At 51.8% G+C, this 13,029-nt stretch carries 10 protein-coding genes; all 10 read left to right on the top strand.

The features are described 5' to 3' along the window. The first annotated feature begins 49 nt into the window (after nt 1-49). The 10 genes from P159_RS0116390 to P159_RS0116345 all read left to right on the top strand — a co-directional run bounded on the left by P159_RS0116390 (nt 50) and on the right by P159_RS0116345 (nt 13,009). Nucleotides 50-2,935, top strand: coding sequence for an anti-phage-associated DUF1156 domain-containing protein (locus P159_RS0116390; protein WP_029545827.1), 2,886 nt, complete (start codon nt 50-52; stop codon nt 2,933-2,935). Continuing rightward, entirely contained in the window at nt 2,922-5,678 is a 2,757-nt protein-coding gene (locus P159_RS0116385) for a phospholipase D-like domain-containing anti-phage protein (protein ID WP_029545825.1), read from the top strand. The genes P159_RS0116390 and P159_RS0116385 overlap by 14 nt, the downstream gene beginning before the upstream one ends. Nucleotides 5,679-5,849: 171 nt before the next feature. After that, complete coding sequence (locus P159_RS0116380) at nt 5,850-7,565, top strand: EAL domain-containing protein (protein ID WP_029545823.1); 1,716 nt, start codon at nt 5,850-5,852, stop codon at nt 7,563-7,565. A gap of 30 nt (nt 7,566-7,595) precedes the next feature. Next, nucleotides 7,596-8,270, top strand: a complete 675-nt coding sequence (locus P159_RS0116375; protein ID WP_318253614.1) for an HAD family phosphatase — start codon at nt 7,596-7,598, stop codon at nt 8,268-8,270. 45 nt (nt 8,271-8,315) lie between these two features. Continuing rightward, nucleotides 8,316-8,642, top strand: coding sequence for a hypothetical protein (locus tag P159_RS0116370; RefSeq protein WP_029545819.1), 327 nt, complete (start codon nt 8,316-8,318; stop codon nt 8,640-8,642). A gap of 18 nt (nt 8,643-8,660) precedes the next feature. After that, nucleotides 8,661-9,443, top strand: coding sequence for an MBL fold metallo-hydrolase (locus P159_RS0116365; RefSeq protein WP_037377075.1), 783 nt, complete (start codon nt 8,661-8,663; stop codon nt 9,441-9,443). Between the two features lie 134 nt (nt 9,444-9,577). Continuing rightward, nucleotides 9,578-10,708 carry a trypsin-like peptidase domain-containing protein gene (locus P159_RS0116360; protein WP_029545815.1) on the top strand — a complete coding sequence of 377 codons (1,131 nt, stop codon included), beginning with the start codon at nt 9,578-9,580 and terminating at the stop codon, nt 10,706-10,708. Continuing rightward, nucleotides 10,705-11,184, top strand: coding sequence for a 23S rRNA (pseudouridine(1915)-N(3))-methyltransferase RlmH (gene rlmH, locus P159_RS0116355; RefSeq protein WP_029545813.1), 480 nt, complete (start codon nt 10,705-10,707; stop codon nt 11,182-11,184). The genes P159_RS0116360 and rlmH overlap by 4 nt, the downstream gene beginning before the upstream one ends. A 125-nt stretch (nt 11,185-11,309) precedes the next feature. Then, entirely contained in the window at nt 11,310-12,509 is a 1,200-nt protein-coding gene (locus P159_RS0116350) for an MFS transporter (RefSeq protein ID WP_029545811.1), read from the top strand. A gap of 23 nt (nt 12,510-12,532) precedes the next feature. Then, complete coding sequence (locus P159_RS0116345; RefSeq protein WP_029545809.1) at nt 12,533-13,009, top strand: 8-oxo-dGTP diphosphatase; 477 nt, start codon at nt 12,533-12,535, stop codon at nt 13,007-13,009. Nucleotides 13,010-13,029 lie beyond the last annotated feature (20 nt).

Raw genomic sequence — 13,029 nt, 5'->3', positions numbered from 1 at the left:
CGCACATTGCAGACGGCTTTATGTATAGATAGTAGGAGAGTGCAATTACATGAAGCAGCAATCATTTATCGAAGCCCAGTTTCCTGTATCCAAGGTGAGCAAGGAGAGTTATAAAGAACGGAAAGCTAATTTGGGGCAGACATTGACAGGCTTAGGGAAGTGGTGGGGGCGGAAGCCGCTTGTTCTTGTGCGTGCGGCAATACTGGCGGCCCTTCTGCCTGCTACTGACCAGCCGAAGCAGGACTTGGCTAATTTTCTGAGATTGATGATGATGGATGCAGATGGCTTGTGGCAGAGAAAAAAGCAGAAGCCTCCCCTAAAGGTCTTGGCAGAGCTGATGACCGAGGAAGAGAAAGCTTTGTATCTGGCGAATACTTATAACCTGAAATGGAAAACTACCATGAAGGCCGATGATAAAGAGCGGGTTATAAAAAAATTGTGGCCTCGTTTTTCGTATGATGAAATGCTGGGGTATTGCCTACGTCCTGAAGAAGCTGAAGTGGCACCAAGTACCTGGGCGAAGATAAATGATTACTACGGAGTGGAGGCACATAGTCTGCCGGAGTTCGTAGATGCTATGAGCAAAAAACGCTTTGGGCATAGGCTGACGGTGGGAGACTGCTTTGCCGGGGGCGGTTCTGTGCCTTTTGAAGCAGCTAGGATTGGTTGTGATGTGTTTGCTTCTGACCTCAATCCTATTGCAGGGCTTTTGACTTGGGCAGATTTGCACATTGCAGGAGCCGGCGATGAAGAGGTAGCGAAACTGCGGCAGTTCCAGCATAAGGTTTATGATGCTGTGGATAAGCAGCTTAAAGAGTGGGGCATAGAAACCAACGAAGCGGGAGACAGGGCGAATTCTTATCTTTATTGTACTGAGATAACTTGCCCGGAATGTGGCTATCGTCTGCCCTTGGCACCCAGCTGGATTATTGGCAAGGGCACGAAGACAGCAGCTATTCTGAAGGATAATGGCGAAGATGGTTTTGATATTGAGATTAAGAGTGGCTTGACATCTAAGGAGTTAGCTGAAGCCGATAAGCTTGCTACGGTGAGAGACACGAATGTTTACTGCCCCCATTGCCGACAGACGGTGCCCATTGCGGCAGTCCGTCATGATACAGCTGAAAAATCTGGTCTGCGCTTGTGGGAGAAGAAGGATTTCTTGCCTCGGCATGATGATGTATTTAGGGAACGGCTATACTGTGTGAAGTATGAGCATGTGGAACTGTCTTCCAGTGGCAAGGAGAGCAAATATCGTTATTATGTAACGCCAAGCCAGGAGGATATTGCTAGAGAAGCAAAGGTCGTTGAACTGCTGGCTGAACGTTTCGATGAATGGCAGGAAAAGGGCTATATTCCCAGCGGAGAAATTGCGGAAGGTGAAAAGACAGATGAACCTATAAGAGTTCGTGGTTGGAAATATTGGCACCAGTTGTTTACGCCCAGGCAGTTGCTGGTTCATGGTTTGTTTATGAAAAATATTGACAAGCTGGCAATAAAAGAGGAAGAAGTAGTCATTGGTTTGTTGGGAATGAATAAACTAGCTGATTGGAATGCAAAATTATGTAGTTGGATAAATGCTGCTGTTAATGAAAATATAGGGCATACTTTCTATAATCAAGCATTGAATACATTTTATAATTTTGGTAGTAAAGGATTAGAAAATAATTCAAGCTATTGGTTCTATCCCATAAATAACAAACAGGTAACAGGGAAGAGTAGTGTATCATTGATGGATGCTAGGATTAGTGACAATACGGCTGATTTATGGATAACGGATCCTCCTTACGCTGATGCCGTCAACTATCACGAACTGACGGAATTTTTCCTAGCTTGGGATAAAAACTTGCTGAAAAAAGCTTTCCCTGATTGGTATACAGATTCCAAGCGTGTATTGGCTGTGAGGGGGAGGGATGAAAGCTTTAATAAGTCCATGATTGATATTTATCGCAACCTTGCCAGCCATATGCCAGACGATGGCATGCAGATTATTATGTTCACTCACCAGGACGTGGCTGTATGGGCAGATCTGGCCATGGTGGTCTGGTCTGCGGGCTTGCAGGTGACGGCGGCTTGGAATATCATAACGGAGACAGATGCCAGCGGGCTTAAGAACGGCAATTATGTGAAGGGCACAGTGCTGCTGGTGCTCCGCAAGCAGCAGGGCACGGAAACAGCCTATCTTGACGAACTGGCTCCAGATATTGAAGATGAGGTGAAGGAGCAGATTAAGAGCATGCAGAGGCTGGATGACAAAGAAGACCCCAATTTCACAGATGCAGACTATATTCTGGCTGCCTACGCTGCTGCTCTCAAGGTTCTTACCTCCGTAAGGAAAATCGAAGATATTGACGTGGAATATGAGCTTTCCCACAAACGTCCCAAGGGCGAGGTATCTCCCATTGTGCAGATTATCGAAGAAGCCAAGAAAATTGCCTATGACCAGCTGATTCCTCGTGACTTTGACAACTTCCTTTGGCGGATGCTTGCCCCGGCGGAGCGGTTCTATATCAAGGGCCTGGAGGCAGAGCAGAATGGCATTTACAAGATTTCTACCTATCAGGAGCTGGCCCGTGGCTTTGGGGTGATAGATTACAAGGACCTGCTGAAGGATACCAAGGCTAATTCTGCGCGTCTCCGTACAGGCGGTGAGTGGGCAAGGCGCAATATGGAAGGCGACGGTTTTGGTGGCAGTTTGCTGAGGCAAGTGCTCATGGCCCTTTATATTGCTACCAAGGTTAGCGAGAGCACGCCACAGGAAGGGCGAGCTTACCTCAAGACCGAAGTGCAGGATTATTGGAATCGCCGTGATCTGATGCAGGAAATGTTCGCCTTTATCGCCACTTTCCGTTCTATCGAGAATATGAAGGCCTGGCACAAGGAAGCCGCCGCAGCTTTTGTCTTGAAGGAGTTGATAGCAAATGACGGCGTGTAAAGGGGAAGGCTTCATTAGGCGCTATTCTTCCCGCTGTTCAAAGCTGGATGCTGCCTTTTTGACGGTCAAGCTGCAAAATGCCAGAAGCTATGACCGTATTGCGGGCTACTTTAGTTCGTCGATTCTGGAAGTGGCCGGAGAAGCCTTGGAAAGCGTGAACGGCAAAGTGCGGGTGGTATGCAATGCTGCGGTGGAAGCCTGTGATGTGGAAACTGCTAGTGCTGCTATGAATGCCCAGCACAGGGAATGGTGCGCTACTGACCCGGAAAAGAGATATGGCGCGAATCCGCAAAGATTGGAAAAGCTCTATAATCTGCTCAAAATCGGCAGGCTGGAGGTCAAGGTTATCCCCAATGATGTTTTTGGCTTGATTCATGGCAAGGCCGGGGTGATAACTTTGGCTGATGGTAGCCAGACGTCTTTCCTGGGTAGTGTAAATGAAACTTATTCCGCCTGGAAGTTGAACTACGAGCTTATGTGGGAGGACAGCTCCCCGGAGGCTGTGGAGTGGGTGCAGGCGGAATTTGATTACTTCTGGCACCACCCTAAGGCCATGCCGTTGGCGGATTTTGTGGTGGAAGATATCAAGCGTATTGCCCACAGGAAAATCTTAGGCGGTGTGGAAGACTGGCGCAAGGCCCCGGAACCTGCCGAGGTGGCGGTGGAGTCGGCTGTCTATCGCCGGGAATTGGGATTGTGGGAGCATCAGAAGGCATTTATCAGTCAGGTGTTCCATGACCACAAGAAGCAGGGGGCACGCTATGTACTGGCTGACCAGGTAGGTCTGGGGAAAACCGTACAGCTGGCCATGAGTGCACAGCTGATGGCCCTTTATGGAGATAAACCGATTTTGATTCTCGTACCCAAGACACTGATGCGCCAATGGCAGGATGAAATGCTGACACTGCTGGGGCTGCCTTCAGCCGTTTGGTTGGGGAAGAACTGGCAGGATGAAAACGGCATAAGCTATCCTGAAGGAGATATATGCAAATGCCCCCGTCGTATCGGCATTGTCTCGCAAGGCATCATCACCAATGGGCGGACTGAACTGAAAGAAAAGCTGCTCAACCAGCATTATGAGTGTGTGATTGTGGACGAGGCCCACAGGGCAAGACGGTCAAATCTGGGGGAGGGCAAAGAAGAGGAAAAACCTGTCAGCAACAATCTGCAAGCCTTTTTGCTTGCTATTTCTCCTAATGCCAAGAGTATGCTGTTGGCCACTGCTACCCCGGTGCAGATGTATCCCATTGAGGCGTGGGATTTGTTGAATATATTGTCCCAGAAGGATGACGGCGTATTGGGGAACCGCTTCAGCAACTGGCGTACCAAAAGAAAAATGGCGTTAGATTTGGTTACGGGCAAGAAGAGCATGAAATTTACAGGGGACAATATTTACCAGATGGTTGAATGGCTGCGTAATCCTTTGCCCCCAGCGGAGGAAGATAAGATTTCCTTTGGCCAGCTTCGCAGGGAGCTACATATGCAGGATGAGAAGTTTGTAGCAAGCGCTGAGAATTTCAGAGAGCTTATGGCAAGCCACCGTAACTTTGACCGGGTGAAGCGAGTGTTGCAGGCGGATTTTATGACACAGCACAATCCTTTCATACGTCACATTGTCCGCCGCACCAGGGAATTTTTGGAACGGAATGGCCAATTGCCACGCATTGAAGTGGTACTGTATGGGGAAAGTGATGCCGAAGCCTTGCCATTGTATGGTTATCTTAAGCAGGCGTACGAACTGGCAGAAGAATTTTGCCAGTCTCTGGGGCAGCGTGTCAGAGGGGGCGGCTTCATCAAGACTATGCTTTTGAAGCGCATGGGAAGTACGATGCTGGCAGGCAAGTTAACCGCTGAAAAAATGCTCCAATGGAATGAGGAAGAGCCGGAGCTGCTTATCGCTGATGAAGAGGATTATGAGGAATCTGAGTTTCAATTGATTCTTATGCCAACCATTAAAGAGAGCAAGGGGATGACCATACTTCCTGAGGAACGGCAGATCCTGCAGAATTTGGTGAAATTGTTGTCTGAGCATATAGCAGATGATCCTAAGTATGAGAATATGTTGTCATATTTGACAGGGAATGGCTTTGCAGACCTTGGCTGCATTATTTTTTCCCAGTATTTTGATTCCATCAATTGGGTGGCAGAAAGACTTTCTAAGGAACCGCAGTTTGCTCAAGAAACCATAGGCCTTTATGCGGGCAGCAACAAGTCCGGTGTCTATAAGAACGGTATTTTCCGCAAGGTAAGCAAAGACGATATCAAACAGATGGTGCGCCGTCATGAAATCAAAATCCTCACTGGCACTGATGCTGCTTCTGAAGGATTGAACCTGCAAACTTTGGGAAGCCTCATAAATCTGGACTTGCCATGGAACCCCACCCGTCTGGAACAGCGCAAAGGCCGTATCCAGCGTATCGGTCAAGCGCATGAGAAGGTGCATATATACAATATGCGTTACAAAGGCTCTGTAGAAGATCGTGTTCACGCATTGCTGTCTAAGAGGCTGAAGGAAATCAGCAGTATGTTCGGTCAGTTGCCGGATGTGCTTGAGGATGTATGGATAAAGGTGGCCATGGATGATATAGAGCAAGCTAAGAAAATCATAGATAACATCCCCAAAAAGCATCCCTTTGAACTGCGGTATGAAAAGCAGACCACTGAGCACGTTGACTGGGAAAGTTGCGCGGTGGTTCTGGACGATGAGGAAAGACGGCGGTTTTTAATGAAGGGGTGGAAGTAGTACGAGCTATAGGAAGATTGTAGCATCCCGATAGAGAAGACTGGGTATAGATGGCTGAAGCAGAGGAAAAGAAAAGTCTGAGGACTGCATTTTGGAATAGAGGAACTTTGCCCCTGTTTGGCGAATGAGAAAACAGATAGGTGTACTATTTTGGGGGAAGTAGGCGATAAGATGGACAATAAACCGGTAATGCTCATTGTTGATGATGTGAATATCAACCGTACCGTGCTGGCCCAGTTCTTTCACGATGAATTCCGCATTGTAGAGGCGGAGGATGGCAAGGAAGCCTTGAAGATGCTGGAGCAGGAGGCGGCCCATATTGTCCTGGTGGATTTGATGATGCCGGTGATGGGCGGCCTGGAGTTCATGGGCGTGCTCAAGAGCAATGACCAGTATAAGGGAGTGCCCGTGGTGGCCATGACCACCAACGGCGACCAGGATGGCCAGACCTGGGCGGTGGAGCTGGGGGCGGCTGATTTTATCACCAAGCCTTTCAACCCCGCTATTGTCAGGAGCCGCATCAAGAATGTCATGGGCTCATCGGAGAACGAGTGGCGCCGGGTGGCCCAGCTGGCGGCAGACAAGCAGCTGGCTGAGGTGGCAAGTTATGTGGACAATGACAGTCTCACGGGGCTTTACAACAGGGAAGCTTTCTACAGGAAGGCCTCCCGCCTTATCAGGGACAATGTTGATGTCAAGTATGAGATCATCTATCTGGATGTGTACTGCTTCAAGGTCATCAATGATCTGTTCACCATGGAGACGGGCAATCTGGTCCTGAAGACAGCTGCTTACTATTTCAATGTGCTTACTAGCAGCGGAGGTCTCTGCGGCCGGGTGGAGTCTGACCACTTCGTGCTCTGCGTGCCCAAGGGGCAGGTGCGTATTGAGCATTTGCTGGAAGGCATTGACAGTACAATGGTGTCATTGGGCATCAGTCACAATATCGTCTTCTATGCGGGCATCTATGAGGTGGAAAACACCTATATGGCAGTGGACCAGATGTGCGACAGGGCACGCCTGGCCATGAATACGGTGAAGGGCAGCTACCTGCACCGCTATGCCTATTATGACGAAAAGCTCAAGCAGCTCATGCTGGAAGAGCAGATGATTGTGCGGGATATGGAGTTTGCCCTGCAGGAAAGGCAGTTCAGTATTTACCTCCAGCCTGTGTACAATGCTGAAACAGGGAAAATCGTCAGCGCCGAAGCGCTGGTGCGCTGGCAGCACCCCTCCCAGGGGCTGATTTCCCCGGGCAGGTTCATTCCTGTCTTTGAACGCAATGGCTTTATCGTGCGCCTGGACCGCTATGTCTGGGAAATGGTCTGCGATTTCATGGCTGAGCTCAGGGATGCTACGGGGCTTTTGCTGCCGGTTTCCGTCAACGTTTCCCGGCTGAATCTCTACAATCTTGATTTGCTGGACTTCCTGATGGGACTTATCAGGAAGCACAATCTTTCCCCTGAGTACCTGCATCTGGAAATTACGGAGGAGGCCTATACCCAGGATTCCTATCAGCTCATAGAGGAAGTGGAGCTTTTCCGCCAGAACGGCTTCAAGGTTTCCCTGGATGATTTTGGCAAGGGCTATTCTCCTCTCAGTATGCTGAAGGAATTGCCGGTGGACACGCTGAAGCTGGACATGGGCTTTGCCAGGCGGGGAGCGCAGGCTGCCCGCGGCGCACGCATCATGGGCGGCCTGGTGGAAACGGCGAAGGACCTGGGGCTGAGGGTGGTAGTTGAAGGGGTGGAAACGAAGGAGGACCTGGAATTTGTCACCGGCATGGGGGCAAACCTCATCCAGGGATATTATTACGCCAAGCCCATGCCCCGGGAAAATTTTGTGGAGCTCTGCACCAAGGATTTCCTGGGAACAGATAAAATCTAGTTAGAATTTTTGATTACAGTGGTGAAGAAATTGAGTGAAAAGAAACTGCAAGCCTTTATTTTCGACATGGATGGGGTCATTATCGACAGCGAGCCTGTTCACAGCAGGGTGAAGATGGACACTTTCCGCCATTTTGGGCTGGATTTTGACGAGGCCCGGCTGAAGGATTATATGGGGGGCACCAGTGGCCTGATTTTCCGTGATGTGGTGGCAGAGAGCGGCCGCACGGACATTACTCCGGAAATGCTGACTGATTACAAGCATGAGCATTATCTTGAGGTGCTGAAAAGCGGCGGCATTGGACCAGTGGCCGGCACCAGGGAACTGATCCGCGCCCTGCACGAGGCGGGCGTGCCGCTGGGGCTGGCCACCTCCTCACACCCTCCGGTGATGAATACGATACTGGATAGTTTTGACATCAGGAAGTATTTCACTTCCGTCATCTCCGGGGGAGAATTGCCGGAGAGCAAGCCCAATCCCGCCATCTATCTGATTTCGGCAGAGCGGCTGGGAGCAGCGCCTGAAAGCTGCTGCGTGCTGGAAGATACGGCCAACGGCATCCTGGCTGCCAAGCGGGCGGGAATGTACTGCATCGCCTTCCACAATCCCAATTCCGGGGAGCAGGATTTGAGCCTTGCCGACCGGGTGGTGGAGAGCATAGAGGAGATAAAGGTGCCGGAGCTTCTGGCGCAGTTTGCAACTTGACTTGAAAAGATGGGATAGCTAGAATATGGAATGGGGGTAACTGTAGTGGAAAATCTGGAAAAGAAATTCACGGTATGGCTTCTGACCCGCAAATTTGCCCGCAATCTGGAGGAGGCCCAGGCCTTTGCCAAGGCGGTCATGGAGGGGAACTGTTCTGAGGAAATAGCCTCACAGATGGCTGAGTCCAACAGGAGCAATATGGATGTGATGATGGAGATTGGCAAGGTTACCCCGGAAAAGATTGTGCCCTTCATGCAGGGGAAGCTTGAGCTTGCCCAAAAGTGCATCGTCTTTTGGGAGGAACACGTGAAGGACACCAATGCTATCTTTTTTCGTCGGAAGTATGAGGAAAATTACGGCAGTTACGATTAAGAAGGGAAGACAGAGGGAATGCAGGTAGTGGTGCTGGCCAGCGGCAGCAAAGGCAATGCGGTGATGGTGGAAATGGATGAGGTGAAGATCCTCATAGACGCCGGCATCAGCGCCACCCGCATCAGGAAGGGGCTGGCCTCCTTTGGCATCGAGCCTGAGGAACTTTCCGGCATTCTCATCACCCATGAACACCGTGACCATATAGCAGGGCTTACCACCCTGAGCAAGTGGTATCACTTGCCCATCTTTGCGCGGCGGGGCACCCTCGCCGCCCTTTCCTGTGCTGTAACGGTGCCCCGGGAGCTCCTGCATCCCGTGGCAGGGGATTTCGTTCTTGAGGGGCTGAAGGTAGAGAGCTTTGCCACTTCCCATGATGCGGCTGAATCTGTGGGCTGGCGCATAGGCGGTTCGGAGCAGTTTGTGCTGGCCACGGATTTGGGCTTTGTCACCAGCAATGTCCAGCAGGCGCTGGAGGGGGCGGATATCCTTGTGCTGGAGGCTAACTACGATCCCGATATGCTGCAGGATGGCTCCTATCCCTGGCCTCTCAAGCGGAGAATCATGTCCAACCGCGGGCATCTTGCCAATGCTGATGCTGCCTGGGCCCTGGCCAGATTGAAGGATCGCCCGGGACAAGTGGTGCTGGCTCATCTTTCTGAGGAAAATAACAGGCCGGAAATGGTGGAGGAAACCGTGAGGAAAATCCTGCACCGCCAGGGCATCGACCTGCCCCTCTCTGTAGCCAGACAGACAGAGCCCCTGGTTCTGAGCACGGAGAATGTAATGTATCAGTGTTCTTAAAGAAAGATTATAAAGTTGATTCTTGCATTTATTTTTCAGAAATTAGATTTAAGATACAGACAGGAAAGCTTGATAAGAGAAACTATTTTTCCTGGCTATGTTTATAAAGTGGAGGGATTCTCATGCAATCACTGATGTCACTTTTGAACCATAAGAAGAAAGCTGCTGTCGTAGCTTCTGTGCTGGCGCTGTCGGCTCTGACCTTTTCCGGGTGCGATGCCAGCAAGGAGGGCTCCGGGGCAGCTGCCAGTTCCGGCACGGCTGCAGTGGCCCAGACTGAGAACGCCCCTGCTGCCAAGGCAGATACAGCAGGCCTTTCTGCTGCCCGCAACACTCCTGCTGTGCGCGCCGCCAAGGTCGTAGGCCCGTCCGTGGTGGGCATCACTAATAAGGCAGTGGTCAGGGACTGGTTCAATAATCCCGTGGAAACCGAGGGGGCAGGTTCCGGCGTGATCTTCAGGGCTGACGGCTATATCGTCACCAACAACCATGTGATTAGCGGGGCCAAGGAAATCATCGTCTCCCTGGCAGATGGACGCAGCCTCAAGGGCAAGCTCATCGGTGCCGATGAGGTGACAGACCTGGCCGTGGTGAAGGTGGAGGCAAGCGACCTGCCGGTTGCTTCCTTTGGCGATTCTGATGAGATCGTGGTGGGTGAGCCTGCCATTGCCATCGGCAACCCTCTGGGGCTGGAATTCCAGGGCAGTGTCACCAGCGGTGTCATCAGCGCCTTGAACAGGACTCTGGATATCAGCGACAAGCGGGTGAAGCTCCTGCAGACTGATGCAGCCATCAATCCCGGCAACTCTGGCGGCGCTCTGGTGAACGCTGACGGCCAGGTCATCGGCATCAACAGCGCCAAAGTGGCAGCCAACGGCGTAGAGGGCATGGGCTTCTCCATTCCCAGCAATACCGTCCAGGCTATCATCAAGGAACTGATGGAAAAGGGTTATGTGGCCCGTCCCTATCTTGGCGTCACTATCTTCGACCCCAATACTGCTGCCCGCTATGGCTATCAGCTGAACATTGACAAGGGTGTCTACATCTTCCGCCTGACCCTGGGCGGCCCCGCTGATAAGGCCGGCCTCCAGCGCGGGGACATCATATTGAAGATTGATGACAAGGAAGTGAATTCCGTCTCTGAGCTGCGCCAGCAGGTAGGCGAGCACAAGGTGGGCGACAGCGTGAAGATCACCTTTGACCGCAACGGCAGCACCCACACCGCTGATATCGTTCTGGAAGAGATGCCCCAGGAGGATAGATGAAGATAAATATAGTTTGCGCGGGCAAGCTCAAGGAAAAATACCTGACAGCAGGCATAAGCGAGTTCCTGAAGCGTCTGAAGCCCATGGCCCAGGTGGAAATCCTGGAAATCCACGAGGAAAAGATGCCTGATAATCCTTCTGAGGCAGAGAAAGAACTGGTGCTCCAGAAAGAAGGGGAAAAACTCCTGAAGCTGGTGCCATCTGGTTCGTACCTCTTCGTGCTGGATGTGTACGGGGAGGAGCTGTCCTCTGAGGAGCTGGCGGCCAAAATCGACAAGCTGGGCCTCAGCGGCAAGAGCAATCTGACCTTCCTGATCGGCGGTGCCTTTGGCCTTTCGCAGGAAGTGCGGCAGGCTGCGGATATGAAGCTCTCCTTCTCCCGCATGACCTTCACCCATCAGATGGTGAGGCTCCTGCTGGTGGAGCAGATTTACCGGGCCTTCAAGATCAACCGCGGCGAAAAGTATCACTGGTAAATGAAGTCCTGTCCCTGTGCAGAAAATGCGTGGGGACAGGGCTTTTTTGCCGGGCAAAATTGAGTTTGCACTATCCCTGTGATAAGATTAGGATATAGATTTAGAGAGAACGGGGCGGTGATTGAGTGAACGGGGATTTTATCCGGGAGCACAGGCTCCTTTGGCTGATCATGGCGGCATCTTTTCTCACGCCTTTTACGGGCAGCGCCCTGTCCCTTTCCCTGCCGGATATAGGCAGGCAGTACGGTCAGGGGCCGGAGTCCCTGTCCTGGGTACTGGGGAGTTTTCTCATCTCCGCCTTTGTGTTCCTGCTGCCCATGGGGCGGCTGGCAGAGAGGTGGGGGAAGGCCCGATTGTTCATGCTGGGAGCGGGGATTTTCGCCCTGACGTCCTTCACCTGTATTTTTGCCGACTCCCTCTCTTTCCTCATCGGGGTGCGGGTAGTGCAGGGCATGGGTTCGGCCATGAACTTTGCCACCAACAATGCCTTGCTGATGCTGGCTTATCCTAAGGAAAAGCGGGGGAGCGCCATGGGCTGGATGATTGCCATGGTATATGTAGGGCTGTCCCTGGGCCCCGTGGTGGGGGGCGGCCTCAACCACTATCTGGGCTGGCAGAGCATCTTTGTCTTTATCGGCTTCATAGCTCTGGGAGTCTTCCTGGCGGCGCCTGTAGTGCTCAGGGAGGTGCCGGGAGCTGATGAGCGGGGAGGCAGGGCTGGGCTGCTGCCTTTGGAGGCTTTCAAGGAACGCACGTTCACTTATTCTTCCCTGGCGGCCCTGCTCAATTATATGGCTACTTTTGCCGTAAGTTTCCTGCTGTCCTTCTATTTGCAGGATATTTTGGGCTACCCGTCCCATGAGTCGGGGCTTTTCCTGCTGTTGCAGCCCGTGATGATGGCGCTTTTGTCTCCTGCCATGGGGGCATTATCCGACAGGATACATCCCCAGACTTTGGCGGCCTGGGGCATGACCTTGATTGCTGCTGGCCTGTTGGGGCTGGGGGTTCTGGTGCACTTTGGGGGCTTCTACGGGCTCTTTCCCTGTCTGCTGCTTTTGGGGGTGGGCTTTGCCCTCTTTGCGGCGCCCAACAACAACGCCGTCATGGGCAGCGTGCCAAAGAAATTTTACAGCTTTGCTTCCTCCTGGCTGGGCATGGTGCGGCTTTCGGGCCAGGTAGTCAGCATTCTCATCGTGACGGCCCTGCTGTCTCTGAGCCATGGCAGCCTGGCAGGAGCAGAGCTCCTGTCCCTGAATATGCAGATATCTTTTGGAGTGCTGAGCTTTATCTGCCTGCTGGGGGTATGGGCGGCCCGGGTGCGCTGAGGTGAAAGAGAAAGGAATAAGCGATGACGAAATCGAATCTCACTACCCTCTGCTATCTGGAAAAAGACGGCAAGTATCTGATGATGCACAGGGTGAAGAAGGAAAATGACATAAACAAGGATAAATGGGTGGGCATCGGCGGTCACTTTGAGGCTGACGAGTCCCCGGAGGAATGCCTTTTGCGGGAGGCCCGGGAGGAAACGGGCCTCACCCTTGCGAATTATAAACTAAGGGGCATTGTCACCTTTATCTCCGACAGGTGGCAGACGGAGTATATGTTTCTCTATACCGCAACCGAGTGGGAAGGTAAGTTATCGGAATGCAATGAGGGGACATTGGAGTGGATTGCCAAGGATAAGGTCTACGACCTGCCACTTTGGGAAGGAGACAAGATCTTCTTCCGTCTGCTGGAAGAGGAGCACCCTTATTTTTCACTGAAACTCAGGTATGTGGGAGAGGAACTGGTGGAAGCAGTACTGGATGGGGAGAAATTAAAGTAGGGCACGCTTTTTCTTTCCTC

It is taken from the genome of Selenomonas sp. AB3002, assembly GCF_000702545.1.
GTDB classification, from domain to species: Bacteria; Bacillota; Negativicutes; order Selenomonadales; family Selenomonadaceae; genus Selenomonas_B; species Selenomonas_B ruminantium_A.
The sequence above is the reverse complement of the archived record's forward strand: the minus strand, read 5'-3'. Positions and strand labels throughout refer to the sequence as shown.